The sequence below is a fragment of the Alishewanella sp. HH-ZS genome (genome assembly GCF_001704375.1).
Taxonomy (GTDB): domain Bacteria; phylum Pseudomonadota; class Gammaproteobacteria; order Enterobacterales; family Alteromonadaceae; genus Alishewanella; species Alishewanella aestuarii.
Genome location: NZ_LZEJ01000027.1, coordinates 1 through 14,165 on the forward strand (window position 1 = coordinate 1; position 14,165 = coordinate 14,165).

Genomic DNA, 14,165 nt, shown 5'->3' on the forward strand with positions numbered 1-14,165 from the left:
TGGGCGCATTCTTGGAGGTGCAAGTCCTCCCATAAGCTGGCTACAGCGAATGAAGTGAAGCGCAACTGCAGAACGGTGACGGACTGTGGGAAGGAAGCGTGGAGCGAAACTGCGAGCCGATGAACAAGAATCGGATATGAGGCGTGACTGAGCAGGGCGAGCAGGCACAAAACTGCGATGCTCTTGTAGCCAAAGCTTTGTAACGTAAATCCGGCGGTTGTGCAGTGAAGGAATGCGTTCTTACCTGGGGAGATCTCGCCTGATGCCTGAAAGGGCGACGTAGTGATACGGAGCGAGAAGTCAGCAGAGGCCGTAGTAGTGGATAACACGAAGGGCCGAACGAGAAGGAGTGTGAAACGCGTTGTTGATGAATGACGTCATGCATCAGATGTCCAAAGTGCTGGAGCGAGGTAAGCAAAAGCAAGGTGAAGCCTTGTCGGTGCCTACCCGTGATGAAACGGTATTCCCGCAACAACAGTTCAAACACACAGGGCAAGGCCTGCTTGAGCAGGCGCTTGCGCGAGAGAACATGCGCTTAGCGTGGCAACGCGTTAAAGCGAACAAAGGTAGCGCCGGAGTAGACGGTCTGACGATAGCACAGACGGCAGAACACCTTAAGGTGCAGTGGCCGGCTATCAAAGCGCAGCTGCTAAACGGCAGTTATCGTCCACAACCGGTACGCCGGGTCGGTATCCCGAAGAGCGATGGCACCGAGCGCGAGCTGGGTGTTCCAACGGTGACGGACCGGCTCATCCAGCAAGCGTTACTTCAGGTACTGCAACCGAAACTGGACCCGCAATTCAGTGAGCACAGTTACGGTTTCAGACCCGGCAGACGGGCCCAGAGCGCGGTATTAGCGGCTCAGCGCTATGTGCAGGAGGGGTATCAGATAGTCGTTGATGTTGACTTGTCGAAGTTCTTTGACCGAGTGAACCATGACATCCTGATGGACCGACTGCGCAAACGGCTGGATGATAAAGGTGTACTGAGCCTTATCCGGGCTTATCTGAATGCCGGTATCATGGCTAATGGCGTGGTGATAACGCGTCAAGAAGGCACACCACAAGGTGGACCGCTCTCGCCGTTGTTGGCGAATGTGCTATTGGATGAGGTTGATAAAGCTTTAGAGCAACGCGGCTATCGATTCGCCCGTTATGCAGACGACTGCAATGTGTATGTTCGCAGTCAGAAAGCGGGAGAGCGAGTGATGGCGTGGCTGCGCAGGCTTTATGCGAAACTGCGTTTGCAAGTGAATGAAAGCAAAAGTGCGGTAGGCAGTGTGTTTGGCCGGAAATTCTTAGGGTACAGCCTGTGGCGAACCCGACGAGGTGAGGTTAAGCGCGCGGTATCAGAAGCTGCGCTGACGCGTTTCAAAGCACGGATAAAGCAGTTAACGCGCCGCCAGACAGGACGAAGCCTAAGTGATGTCATTACTGGGTTACGTAGCTATATGCTGGGTTGGAAAGGCTACTTCGGGTTATCCCAAACGCCCTACATCTGGCGAAGGCTAGATGAATGGATAAGACATCGTCTGAGAGCTATTCAGCTAAAGCAGTGGCGGCATGGTAAACGCGCCTATGACATGGTACGAAAGCTTGGTGGCTCAGAAAGTGTCGCCAAGAGGATAGCCGGAAACTGCCGAAGCTGGTGGCGAAACAGCCAGATGCTACTCCATACAGTACTGACGATAAGCTACTTTGACAAACAAGGACTTATAAGACTCTCATGACCTCAACTTCTCGAACCGCCCGGTGCGGACCCGCATGCCGGGTGGTGTGGCAGGGGCCAGTCAGTTACACTGACTGCCCCTATGCCAATATCTATTGTCGATTAAGCTTTTTTAAAGCGGCGACCGCCGGCCAAGCCTAACAGGCCTAAACCAAGTAATGCGATTGAGGCTGGTGCAGGAATCAACTCAACACGACCTGAACCACCGCTGCTGTAAAGACCGTTTGAACCAAAGGCAGCTTGGCTCCAAATAGAAATGTCAGACATACCGTTTTGGCGATCTAACGCTGCAACTACGTCTGGCAAACCACCGGTTACACTCAGCATGGCTTCAAAGAAACCACCACTTCCTGACAAGCTTTGCGCTCTTAAAATTGCACTATCAAAAGAGAAAGAAGCCCACAAAGTGCCGGTTTGAACGTTTGCAAACTGATTTCTAAAGTTTGAATTGGCGGAGTTGTTTACGACAGATGCAACAGCTGGTGATTGAAAATAAACATTTAACCAAGCTGAAGATGTATCGAAGATAAACTCACCAGGTGTCAAGCTAGCTACTTTTAAACCGCCAAAAGCAAAGGTCAGTGCGCATGACACCGCACCTTCGCAATATTGGTTAGCAAACTGCTGACGGCCATCGTTTAAAGATGTAAACACACCAATACCAGTCAGGTAAGCATTTGGTGTCATAATTGGAACGGCTGAGTTTGAAGTAATGGTTTGCTGTCCTTGGCTACCAACACCATAGGCAGTAGTTGAATACCACTGTTGGAAGTTAAAGTTACCTAACACACCGCCATTTGCGACTTCATCCCAAACCACACCACCAGCACTAACAGTTGCCGCACTGACATTAAAGCTTGCTACAGCCAGTGCCGCAGCACCGATAAAGCTCGTTACATATTTCATCTTCTGCTCCTTGATAAATCTTCAAATACGAAGTTTCCTAAGAATATGCTGGAATCGTGCCACTTTTTATGTTATTGTAAGTGTTTGTTTTTAATTGTTTTTTTTTGCTGGTTTGCAGGTGGTGAATTTGGTGGTGTAAAGAATGCTGACAGCCGTAGCTGTCAGCATTAAGTATTATAAAGAGGCGGATAACTGTTGTTGGCGAGCTTTATGTTCTGCAGATTCCGCGTTGACGCTGCGCAAAACTTCGCGAGCTTTGGCTTTATTGCCAGTTTGAATTAACGATTCAGCATAATTTAGCTGCACCTCAGGGTGGTTGGGACGCACAGCCAGGGACTTTTCGAACTGGGCGATCGCTTCCTTATGTTGGCCCTGTAACTTCAGGATCTTGCCGTACGTATCCAGGATATCCGGATGCTGTGGTAGCTTGCTTAAGGCTTTTTCAGCATAGGGCTGCGCTTTCTTGGCTTCACCACTGGCGGCCAGGATCCAGGCGTAATTATTTAAAATCAGCGGATTTTCTGGGTCACTCTGGAAAATATCAAAGTAAATTGCTTTCGCTTTTTCAATATCATCCTGTAGTACCAAGCTACCGTAAAAACTATAGACTCTTGGATCCTGTCCGTGTTTAGCAAAATGCTCCTCCAAAAAGCGTATTGCCCGCCGGAAGGACACATCTTTGGCCAGGGCTTCTGCTATGGCAATCGCTGTCACAGGATCAGGAGCGGCATTATAAGATTCCTGCAACGTTGCCAACCCCGGCGTGATCTGGCCATTTAATAGTTGTAGCCGGCCTCGCTGGAATTGCATTTGTGGACTGGCCGTCAGTTCTTTGGGTAACTGCTCGAAAGCGGTTAGCGCATTAGCATAATCACCTGATTCAGCCAGCAGCACAAAACGAATAAAACGCAGGTCGTTATTATTTGGCGTACGGCGCAATAAGTTATCGATAATCTGCAACGCGTCTTTATGTTTGTTACTTAAAGCCAGGGCATTGGCGTAGGCCAGAGCCGCCTGCTGATTCCGTTCATCCTGCTTGTACCAGCGCTCGGTGATCGCCAGAGTTTCCGGCAGTTTACGCTGCACAGCATAGGCGGTTGCCAGTGCGCTCATCACAAAAGGCGTCAACTGCTCAGGTTTGCTAAGCATCGGTTCCAGCAGTTTTACTACCGCATCGTGGTTATTCTCAAACTGATACACATTTACCAGCAAACCTAAAACAGCCGGATTATTAGGGAATTTTTGCTGTGTGCTGCGAATTAGCTCAACCACTTTTGCCGTATCTTGCTGCTGCGCCCGCTGCAAACCATATAAACCTAAAAGTGCCGGTACATACTCAGGTTGATTGGTCACTGCTTTGGTTAGCAGGTTGATGGCTTTAGCAGAGTCTTGTTGCTGCTGGGCAATAGCGGCCTGCAGATAATGTGTAAAAGGACTCTTCGCATCAGCCTGTTCTGCACTGGCTAATAAGGTACTGGCTTCATCCTGCTTACCGGTTAACAGTGCAGCAAGAGCTTTGAGGTTATAACCGGCGTTGGCGGTATCCGGTTGTGTTAGCCATTCATCAGCTAAGGCTGACGCTTTGTCAAACTGTTGCTGCCGGATATAGCTGGCTGCCAGTGTCAGGCGCGCATCGTGCCGCGACGGGTCCAGTAACAAAGCTTGCTCTAAATCGCGGATACCGGCAGTCATCTGCTCCGGGATCCCCAGGCGTAACTGCCCCAGTGTCGACAGATTGGCACTGCTCTGATTCAGGCCCGCTTCTTCAATCCGTTTTAAAATATCATTTGCTAGGGTCGTCTCACCGGCTTTTAACAGCTCAAAGGCGGTAACGGCAGCGAGGTTAACATCCTGCTCAGTCAGTTCAACATTGCCGATAGAGCCAGCAGCCTGGGTTAGCTCACCCGCCTGTAACTGCAGCGCAGTAAGCAAGCGCTGAGCCGGCGGATAAACACCCAGCTGGGATTGCACACTGGCCAGATGCGCCAGCGCCTGGGTATTTAATCCCAGTTGATGGTGGATAAGCCCCGCCATAATCCGACTGGCTGTGGTGTTAAAACGACTACCGATAGCTTTATCGATATGCTCCTTGGCTTTGTTGAAGTCTTTATTTTCAAAGGCTACCAGTGCTCGTAAATAGTTGGTTAAACCATGCTCCGGAGCGAAGCGCAGGATCTGATCAAGCTCTGCCTGAGCTTTGTCTAAACGCTGGGCTTTTAATTCCAGCTGTGCGACCGTTAAACGGGTGCGCAGGGCAGTCGGTACTTGTTGCAGGTATTGATAAAAGCCGGCCAGGGCCGCTTCGTCATCGCCCAGTGCCAGCGCCAGTTGCGCTTTGTAGTAGTTAATTTCGAGGATAGCAGGGCTGTCCGCAGCGGTTTGTTGCAGGGTCGCGAGGGCTTCGGCTGGCGCATTATTTTTAATCTGTAGCATCGCCCGGGCAAAAGCCTGAATATCCGGTTGCGTTGACTCAACCAGACTATCGAATAGGGGCATCGCATTGTCAGCTGTGCCCATTTCGATTTCGGTCAGGGCCCGGTATAGGGCTGCATACTGCTGCCGGCTTTCATTTAAGCGGGCATCGTCTTTAAACAAGCCCAATACCTGCTGGTAGTTTTCGGCCCGGAAACTGGCTTGCAGTAAATCCAGTGCGACTTCATTTAAATCAGCACCATTTTCCAGGGCTCGGGCCAGCTCTTTCTCAGCCGAAAAATAATCACCGCTTTGCATATAGAGGCGCCCCAGCAATAAGCGGTAGTCCGCATTATCCGGTGCTGCAGCGACGGCAGACTTCAGCTCGATAATGGCTTCACCCAGTTTTTGTTGTGCGGCAAAGCTGGTGCCGGCATTAAAATGCTCTTCGGCAGATTTGCCGCCGCAACCACTAAGCAACAGGCTTAGGGCGATAGCGGCTGACAGGCAGGTCTTTTTCATGTGAACATTCTCCATTGCTCAGGATAGCCTGGCCAACATAAAGCCGGGCCGCAGAGTTTAAGTTTAGAACAAGCGGTGACAGGTATGACGAATTACACAACATCATATTGCCCGACGCATGAAAATCAAGCATCATATTAAATAAAGCGTCAGCAGAATGCTAACCGGGTTAGCCGAGATGTTAGATTGCAAGCTTGGCCCAAGGTTATCTCAGGAGTTAAAGAGTGTCATGGATGGCAGTAAAACCGACATTTCAGTCCGCACTTACCCCCTGAACAATCTGCCGCTGTTGCAGCAACATTGGCAGGCTTTAGAGCAAAAAAGTCAGGCCTCGTTTTTCCTAAGCTGGCACTGGATCGGTTGCTGGCTCAGGGTGTTTAAACCCACCGCTATTGTTGTCGAAGCCAGGCTGCATGACGAGCTGCTAGGGCTGGGTATTCTTTGTCAGCAAACAAGCAGACGCCGGCTATTTCGGAAAGAGCAATTATTGCTGCAACAAACCGGGCAGCCGGCACAGGACCAAATCTGGATTGAATACAACGATTTTCTGCTCAGTGAGCTGGCTCCTGAAGCAACCCGGGCCGCGATGATTGCTTGTATTAGTGCCGAGCTAACCGATTGGGATGAATGGCAGATCAATGGCTTGCCACAGCAACAATGCCCGGCCTGGCTCAACGCCAGTGGTCTTTCTTACCGGCTTGGCTGGGAAGCGCCTTGTTATGCTGTGGATTTAGTGGCGCTCAGAGCCAGTGGCAAAAACTATCTGGATACCCTATCTGGCAACAGCCGGTATCAGATCCGCCGTGCGATCAAGGTCAGTGAACAGCAGGGTAAATTGCAATTGGAACAGCCCGATTCCCTTGAGCAGGCTCTGGGGTGGTGGCAGGCGATCAAACCCTGGCATCTGCAGCGGTTCGGCGCCAATCTCGATGGCAGTGGTTTTGCTAATCCGGATTTTCTGGCCTTTCATCAGACATTGATTGCTGATAACTGGCCACAGGGCTCGTTGGAACTGCACTGTTTAAAAGCTGGCGAGCAAGTTCTTGGTTACTTTTATAATTTTATCTATCGGCAGCGCGTCTATTTTTATCTGGCCGGGTTAGCACCTGTTGCAGATAAGCTGCAAAAGCCGGGGCTGGTTGGTCACAGTTTGCTGATCGCGCATTATGCCGCCAGGGGCTTAGATTGTTACGACTTTATGGCCGGAGAAGCCCGCTATAAGGCACAGTTGGGACGTAACACTGGCAAGCTATGCCAATTGATTTTACAACGGGATCGTATCAATCTGAGGCTGGAACAGCTGGCGCGGCGAATAAAAGGCGCGTTAAAGCGCTCCCTGCCTTATCGCAGCCGGGGTGCGGAGCAAGGATAGTCAGGAAAATGTCATGACACAGTTACAGCTTGAAATAGTACAAGCGTCAGACAGTGAAGCTGACGATTTAGTAACAGCGACGGCTAATGCCAGCCCTTATTTTTTAAGTGGCTGGCGCCGTGCGGTGCAAAAAGTTTATGGTCATCAGGCGGGCTGTCTGCTGGCCAGAGAACGTGCGTCAAAGCAAAGTATCGCTTTGTTACCCTACTCGGTATTTAAACGTCCGTTACAAAGGCCGCGCGTGATTTCACAGCCGTTTGCCGATTACAGCGGTGTACTGGCGATAAATAGCGAACTAAACCATTTGCTTGAGGCTAGTTTCCGGGCGCAGTTGGGGCAGAACGCTGTTGAATTGCGGCATTCAGCGCAGGAAATCAGCCCGCAGCCGGAACAATTGGCGAAAGTCAGGATGATAACCCAACTGCTTGCCGGGCAGGATGCCTTACTGGCCAGTTATAAGCCTAAACTACGTAGCCAGATAAAGAAGGCGACTAAAAATGGTCTGACTGCCGAGCTGAGTACCGATAGTAGCGCAATACAGGCGTTTTATCAGATTTATGCCAGCAATATGCGCCGGCTCGGTTCACCAGCGCACCATCCCGACTGGTTTCAGTACCTGCTTGAATATTATCCGCCAGGCAGTTTGCAGGTGGTATTGGTGCGCTTGGCAGAGCAAGTGACGGGTGCCGCCATTGTACTGATCAACGGTAATCAGGCAGTAATTCCATGGGCTTCCACTCTGGCTGAGTATAATCATTTAGCACCAAACATGCTGTTATACTGGACCATACAAAGCTATTTGGCAGATCGGGGGGTTACCACCTTTGATATGGGGCGCTCCACGCCGGGGGAAGGCACTTATCGCTTTAAGCAGCAATGGGGCGCGCAACCCTATGCCCTGGACTGGCAGTTACATCAGCCCGGCGCTGCAGAGGGGAGTGCCTTATTGCAAAGCGATAAGGCTACCAGTGGCACCCGAAAAGTTCTGGAACAGCTCTGGCGGTGTCTGCCGCAGAGCCTGGCAAATCAGCTGGGTGGGCAGTTGCGCGGGTATATTTCATTATGAGTTTGCAACTAGCTAAGCTGCAGCTAACGGAACGACAGCATGTCTAAGTTTGCCATATTTTTTATTCTGCTCTACGCCGGTGGTCTGTTGGCTGTGCTGGCCTATAACGGTGCCGCCGCCTTTTTCCTGTACCAAATCGTTTATATGATGAACCCGGAAGACCGCTGGTGGGGGTCTGAAATTCCGGCGCTACGTTATTCTTTTATTACCTCGATAATGATGTTGCTGGCGCTTGCCTTCAAATATCAAGAGTACAGTAAGCTTAGCCCCTGGCGACAGCAACCGGTTTTCCGCTGGATGCTGGTGTTTTTGTTACTGCATTTTATTGCCTATTTTTATGCACTTGACCCCATTGCCCATGATCGCTTTACCGGCTATTTCTGGCGCCTGGTGGTGGTAATGTTTGTAGCCTATAAACTACTGAATACCGAGAAGTTATTAAATATTGCGATCTGGATGTACCTGCTTGGCGCGACCTATGTCGGCTACTATGGTCACTCTATGGGGCGGGATAACCGTGGCCGCTTATCGGGTATAGGTATGGTCGATACCAGTGGAGACTCAAATCTGGCGGCTGCTGCATTGGTCCCTGCAGTGGTGATCCTGATTTATTATGCCTGGCAGGGTAACTGGAAAACCCGGGCTCTGGTTTTTGTTTGCAGTGCCTTTGTCGTAAACGTGCTGGTGCTGGCCAATAGCCGAGGCGCCTTTTTGGGCGTACTAGCCGGCGCCTCTTTACTTGTTTGTTTTATGCTGTTCTCAAGGGTGCAAAAAGCCCGGCAGCGGTTAACAGCTGCAGCGATAGTTGTCGCCGGTCTGGCGGGTGCCGTATCGCTGACCGATGATACTTTCTGGCAGCGGATGCAAACTTTACAGGCAGATGAACAAGGGCAGCGTGGTGCAGATGGCCGCGGCCGGCTACATTTCTGGTTCGGCACCTTCGATATGGTTAAGGATTATCCGATGGGTATGGGGATAGGTGGCTATTCAGTAGTCAGTGGCGCCTATCTGGATCGCAGTAAAACCAACTACTCGATCGAGCGTCGTGTACCTCACTCCACCTGGTTTCAGGTGCTGGGAGATTTTGGCTGGCTTGGATTATTTGTTTTTGTTGGGATGTTGGTATCGGTATTCCGGATAAGCCATAAAGCCAAGCAATTTGTGATAAAACAGGGGCGGCCGGAAATTTATCACAAGATTGTCGCGCTGGAATGCGGCCTGGTTGGCTTTTTGGCGGCAGCGACCTTTATAGATCGGGCCCGGGCAGAAATTCTGTTTTGGATGATTTTATTTCTGGCCAGTAGTGCCAACGTTTATTACCTGCAACATCTGGCACGCGAAAAGCTAACCCAAGCAGAAAAAGCGTCGGACACAGGGCGGATCAGACCGCCGCGGCGTGGGGCTTTGGTGCCTGAACGACAACAAAGCGCAAAAACCATCAAGGAGTAGCACAATGTGTGGATTAGCTGGTTATCTGCGTTTTGCTGAGAGCGACAGCGCTGCACAGCAACTTGCTCAGCAAATGGGCGAGGCCATATGGCATCGTGGCCCTGATGCAGGCAGCAGCTGGCATGATGAGAAAATTATGCTGGTGCACCGTCGGCTGAGTATTCTGGATTTATCGGAAGCGGGTACGCAGCCGATGCATTCACCCTGTGGCCGCTACGTCATGGTATTTAATGGCGAGATTTATAATTTTCTTGATCTGAAAGCTGAACTTATCGCCGGCGGCGAGCAATTTAGTACCCATACCGACAGTGAGGTATTACTACGTTTATACCTGCTGCAAGGCCCTGCCGCACTCAATGCATTAAATGGTATGTTTGCGCTGGCTATTTGGGATAAAACCGAGCAAAAGTTGTTTTTAGCTCGTGATCGGCTGGGCAAAAAACCGCTCTATATTTACCAGGATGGCGACTACTTTGCTTTTGCGTCAGAGCTAAAAGCTTTATTGCCGTTGCCATTTTTTAAACGTGAGCTCTGCCTGGAGGCAGTACAGGATTTCTTCTTTTATCAATATGTGCCTGATCCTAAGAGTATCTTTAAACAAGCACGTAAACTTAAGCCGGCACATTATCTCGAGTATCAACATGGCAAGGTCTCTGAGCGCTGTTACTGGCAGCTGAGTTTTAACCACAGCAGCACAGCTCCGGCCGATGAGCTGGCTGCACAGTTACGCACGCTGCTGGACGATGCGGTGAAGATCCGGATGATTAGCGATGTGCCACTGGGTGCCTTTTTAAGCGGTGGTGTGGACTCCAGTGCGGTAGTGGCCAGTATGGCAAGGCAAAGTGCGACGCCGGTTACCACCTGTGCTATCGGATTTGCTGATAAGGACTATGACGAGGTGCACTATGCCCGTCAGATCGCAGCTCAATTCGCTACTGATCACCATGAGTTTACGGTAAAAGCCAGTGTCACGGCTAACTTTCTGCGCATTAGTCGTTATTTCGACGAACCCTTTGCCGATCCCTCTTTCGTTCCGACCTATTTTGTTGCTGAGCTGGCGCGAAAAAAGGTCACAGTAGCACTGGCCGGAGATGGTGGTGATGAAAACTTTGCTGGTTACAGCAAATATGTCATTGACCAAACCGAGCAGGCGCTGCGCGAACGCTTGCCCGCTGCTGTTAAACCTCTGGCCGCAGTCTTGGCTAAGTTGGCAGCTGCGTTACCTGGTACAGTCGCTCGCAAGGCCAATACCTTGTTACGCAGCCTTGCTCTGACGCCAGAGCAAGGCTTTTTTCTGACCAATAGTTTTTTCTGCCCCAGATTATGGCAGCAATTGTGTTTGCCAGAGTTTCAGCAGGCGTTAGCAGGGTACGACTCTGCCGCAGTGACGACCTCGGCTTATCAGGCTGCTGACAGTGATAACCATCTGTCCAGAGTGCTTTACACCGATATTAAAACCTACCTACCCGGCGATATTCTGGTTAAGGTGGATCGGATGACTATGGCGAACTCGCTGGAGGCGCGGGCGCCGTTACTGGATTATCGGATGGTGGAGTTCGCGGCTCGGGTGCCAGCGGCATTAAAGCTACACGGCAAAGAGAAAAAGCATTTGCTAAAACTCAGTCAGCAACAACGACTAAGCAATGATATTCTGTACCGCAAAAAAATGGGATTCTCAGTACCCTTGGCCAGCTGGCTGAACAAAGAATTAAAACCTATTGCCGATGACTTGTTTGCCGCCAAAGACTCAGGGTTAGCTAACTTCTTTAAGTTGTCACTGGTAACGCAATTGTGGCAGCAGCATCAGGCCGGCGATTTTCGTTACACCCAGGAGCTCTGGAGCTTACTGGTATTTGCCGCCTGGTGGCAACACTATATGCAGCCTGAAACCAGCGGGCAGGCACTGTGCTTATGAAGCGCGTTTTACATCTTACTTATGATATGGGCATTGGCGGTACCGAGCAGGTTATTAACCAGTTGGTGCGTGGGATGGACCCGGCGCAAGTATGCCATCGTATTTGTGTGATAGAAGGTTCAGTAGGTGCAATAGGTCGGGCCTTACAGCAACACGGAATTGGTATTGATGTGTTGCAACGGCAACCCGGCTTTGACTGGTGGCTAATCAAAGCCATTCGCGCATTAATCAAGCAACATAAAATAGATATTGTGCATTGTCATCAGTATACGCCCTGGGTATATGGCTGGTTTTCCGCTTTAGGTACAGAAGCCAAAGTGATCTTTACGGAACATGGTCGTTTTTATCCGGACCGCCACCGTTACAAGGCCTGGTTGATTAATAAACTGATGGCGGCGACCACTTATAAGATTACTGCCATCTCCAAGGCAACAAAGGCTGCGTTAGTCGAGTATGAGTTTATTCCGGAACATAAAATTGATGTTATCTACAATGGTATTGAGCCATTAGTTAGCACGGAAGAGGGCAGGGCCAAAGCCCGGCAAGAGCTTGGCCTCCAGCCCGGGCAGCGGGTGATTGGTACTGTCGCGCGTTTAGATCCAATAAAGAATCAGGCCATGCTGTTAGAAGCTTTTGCTGTAGTAGCACCAACCTTTCCAGAACTGCAGCTGTTGCTCGTCGGTGATGGGCCAAAGCGGCAGCATCTTGAGCAACTTACAAAGGATCTTCAACTTACGCAACGGGTTATTTTCGCTGGTTTTCAAAGCCCTGCCACCGATTATATGGCGGTAATGGAGTTGTTTTTATTACCTTCGTTAAGCGAAGGGACCTCTATGACCTTGTTAGAAGCGATGAGTTTGGGCATTCCTTGTATGGTGTCTGACGTTGGGGGAAATGCTGAGGTGGTCGCAAACGGGCAAACCGGCGTGGTGTTAGCAGAAAATAGCACGGCCTGCCTGGCTGAAACTTTAGCTGAGCTCTGGCAGTCGGCGCAACGGCTTATGCAATACAGCGAGAACAGCAAGGTTGCCTTTGCCAAACGTTTTTCGGTTGGGCGTATGACAGAGAGCTTTTTCAATTTTTATTCGGTAGATCAAAGGGACAGGCAGCACTATGAGTAAAATGGTGATTAAGCTCGGCACGGCACAGAGCGGAAAATTAACAGCAAAAGCGGCTGTAGCACTGCAGCCAGTCTCGCCTGGCAGTTTATTAAGTATTGATACCAGTGTCCCGGTGTTACGTTCAGGGGACAATTTGCTTTACGTTCTTGGTTCCCCCTTGCCGCTGGTGACGACAGTGCCGGAAAACTGGCAGCAAGCGGTAGCAAAGTTTACCTCCTATGAAGGTGATTTCCTGCTGCTTTATTGGGATAACGCCGCCGGCAAGCTGGTTGTGTGTAACGACTTCCTCGGCTTTCAACCTTTGTATTGGGTTAAAGAGGCCGCTGCGATCTGTTTCTCGAACAAAACCAGTGTTTTTCAGGGAGAAGCCGACCTGGCTGGTTGGGGCGCCTTTATTGCGATGGGACATACGCTGGCGAATGATACGCTGACTGAGGGGGTGACCCGGATCCCTCCAGCCAGTTTGCTGGTTATTGATGCCGGTACATTCGAGGTTACGGAGCGCTGTTACTGGCGGTTTCAGCCACTGAGTCGTGCACCCTCTGTAGCCGAAGTGCTCGATAACTATGGCGCAGCCATTGATTTAGCGTTAACAGCTTATAGTGGCCAAGCACAAGGGATCCTGTTAAGTGGTGGCTATGATTCCCGCTTGTTGGCTTATATGCTACATGCCCGGCAAATACCGTTAGCGGCATCGATCATCTCACATCATGATGAAAATCTGGATGCGGATGCCCGTTCAGCAATGGCGATCGCCAGACAATTGGGATTTCCGTTTCAGTTGCACGAGCCGGATAAGGCCTTTTTCTCCAGTAGCGATTATTTGCAGTATTTGCAGGTATCGGATTCTGAGGTACAAAGCCTGTACCTTTTTATTAGCCAGTTACTGCAATTTATCCAACCGGGTTTATATTGGGAGGGACTACTGCCTGGCTTTACTATGAAATCGGAGTTTACCAGCTTGTCCAAAATGCAATCGATAACGATTAAACCTTTTTCACATCCGCTGTGGCGTGCGGCAGAGTCTGCCTTTGGCAAGGAGCTGGCCACAGAGATGTGGCAGGCCTTTTCGCAACGACTCGATACCGAAAGTGCTCGTTATCCGGATTCGGGAGAGGGCGCCGACCTGTTCCGCCTGGCAAACCGGGCCCGTAATCGCATTGCCGTTAACCCCTTTAAGGTGTTTCAGCATCAGGCCCGGATCCTGACGCCAGGCATGACGAAAGATTTTGTCCAGACCGTGATGTCGGTGCCGACTGCGGCCAAATGCAACGAGCAGCTGTATAAAGCGATTTTTAAACAGTATTTCCCTGCTGCACTGAGAGTGCCGCTGGTGCACGGCACGCAAATTGACCTGGCGAATTCAAGCCGACCTGCCGATTATCTATTCCGGCTACGGGTGTTTATCCACAACCAATGCCAACAGAGACCCCGGCTGGCGAAACTGTTGCTGCAATCAACAAAACGTAGCGGCTTTCTGCCCTCGGCGTTTTTAAACGCCACTGAGCTTTTATCTGCAACTGGTTCGTTGCCTGAGCTGACTGCTTCTGCTGATACTGATGAAAAAGTGTTGCGTCTGCGTTTTTATTGGTACATCTGGCAGGCATTACGTGATCCTAACGGGATCCAGATCGCAGGCAAATCGCTGTGAACCTGGCAATGCCGGAGTGGCTG

At 50.6% G+C, this 14,165-nt stretch carries 9 protein-coding genes; 7 read left to right on the forward strand and 2 right to left on the reverse strand.

From position 1 onward, the window contains the following. Positions 1-367 precede the first annotated feature (367 nt). Positions 368-1,729, forward strand: a complete 1,362-nt coding sequence (gene ltrA / locus A9165_RS11405; protein ID WP_176714623.1) for a group II intron reverse transcriptase/maturase — start codon at positions 368-370, stop codon at positions 1,727-1,729. Positions 1,730-1,830: 101 nt separating this feature from the next. Here the strand turns inward: ltrA and A9165_RS17140 are convergent, their stop codons facing one another. Beyond that, on the reverse strand, positions 1,831-2,634 hold the full coding sequence (locus A9165_RS17140) for a PEP-CTERM sorting domain-containing protein (RefSeq protein ID WP_065955960.1): 804 nt from the start codon (positions 2,632-2,634) through the stop codon (positions 1,831-1,833). Between the two features lie 174 nt (positions 2,635-2,808). Next, entirely contained in the window at positions 2,809-5,568 is a 2,760-nt protein-coding gene (gene prsT / locus A9165_RS11415) for an XrtA/PEP-CTERM system TPR-repeat protein PrsT (RefSeq protein ID WP_065955961.1), read from the reverse strand. 157 nt (positions 5,569-5,725) lie between these two features. Here prsT and A9165_RS11420 point away from each other — a divergent pair, with 157 nt between their 5' ends. The 6 genes from A9165_RS11420 to A9165_RS11445 are packed head-to-tail and all read left to right on the forward strand — an operon-like array spanning position 5,726 to position 14,142. Next, positions 5,726-6,940, forward strand: a complete 1,215-nt coding sequence (locus A9165_RS11420; RefSeq protein WP_083216271.1) for a GNAT family N-acetyltransferase — start codon at positions 5,726-5,728, stop codon at positions 6,938-6,940. 13 nt (positions 6,941-6,953) lie between these two features. Further along, a complete protein-coding gene (locus A9165_RS11425) occupies positions 6,954-8,006 on the forward strand; it encodes a GNAT family N-acetyltransferase (protein ID WP_065955963.1) in 1,053 nt (350 codons plus the stop codon). Between the two features lie 39 nt (positions 8,007-8,045). After that, the gene (locus tag A9165_RS11430) at positions 8,046-9,455 is read left to right on the forward strand and encodes an O-antigen ligase (RefSeq protein ID WP_065955964.1); all 1,410 of its coding nucleotides are present in this window, start codon (positions 8,046-8,048) and stop codon (positions 9,453-9,455) included. A gap of 4 nt (positions 9,456-9,459) precedes the next feature. Further along, positions 9,460-11,370: an asparagine synthase (glutamine-hydrolyzing) gene (asnB, locus tag A9165_RS11435; protein WP_065955965.1), complete on the forward strand. Its 1,911-nt coding sequence runs from the start codon at positions 9,460-9,462 to the stop codon at positions 11,368-11,370. Further along, entirely contained in the window at positions 11,367-12,491 is a 1,125-nt protein-coding gene (locus A9165_RS11440) for a glycosyltransferase family 4 protein (protein ID WP_065955966.1), read from the forward strand. The genes asnB and A9165_RS11440 overlap by 4 nt, the downstream gene beginning before the upstream one ends. Continuing rightward, complete coding sequence (locus tag A9165_RS11445) at positions 12,484-14,142, forward strand: hypothetical protein (protein WP_065955967.1); 1,659 nt, start codon at positions 12,484-12,486, stop codon at positions 14,140-14,142. Before A9165_RS11440 ends, A9165_RS11445 begins: the two co-directional genes overlap by 8 nt. Positions 14,143-14,165 lie beyond the last annotated feature (23 nt).

Bases quoted from the DNA above. Each gene is read 5' to 3' on its own strand.
- A9165_RS11425 (WP_065955963.1), top strand. From the start codon at position 6,954: ATGACACAGTTACAGCTTGAAATAGTACAAGCGTCAGACAGTGAAGCT.
- A9165_RS11445 (WP_065955967.1), top strand. From the start codon at position 12,484: ATGAGTAAAATGGTGATTAAGCTCGGCACGGCACAGAGCGGAAAATTA.
- asnB (WP_065955965.1), top strand. From the start codon at position 9,460: ATGTGTGGATTAGCTGGTTATCTGCGTTTTGCTGAGAGCGACAGCGCT.
- A9165_RS17140 (WP_065955960.1), bottom strand. From the start codon at position 2,634: ATGAAATATGTAACGAGCTTTATCGGTGCTGCGGCACTGGCTGTAGCA.
- A9165_RS11430 (WP_065955964.1), top strand. From the start codon at position 8,046: ATGTCTAAGTTTGCCATATTTTTTATTCTGCTCTACGCCGGTGGTCTG.
- A9165_RS11440 (WP_065955966.1), top strand. From the start codon at position 11,367: ATGAAGCGCGTTTTACATCTTACTTATGATATGGGCATTGGCGGTACC.
- prsT (WP_065955961.1), bottom strand. From the start codon at position 5,568: ATGAAAAAGACCTGCCTGTCAGCCGCTATCGCCCTAAGCCTGTTGCTT.
- ltrA (WP_176714623.1), top strand. From the start codon at position 368: ATGAATGACGTCATGCATCAGATGTCCAAAGTGCTGGAGCGAGGTAAG.
- A9165_RS11420 (WP_083216271.1), top strand. From the start codon at position 5,726: ATGCTAACCGGGTTAGCCGAGATGTTAGATTGCAAGCTTGGCCCAAGG.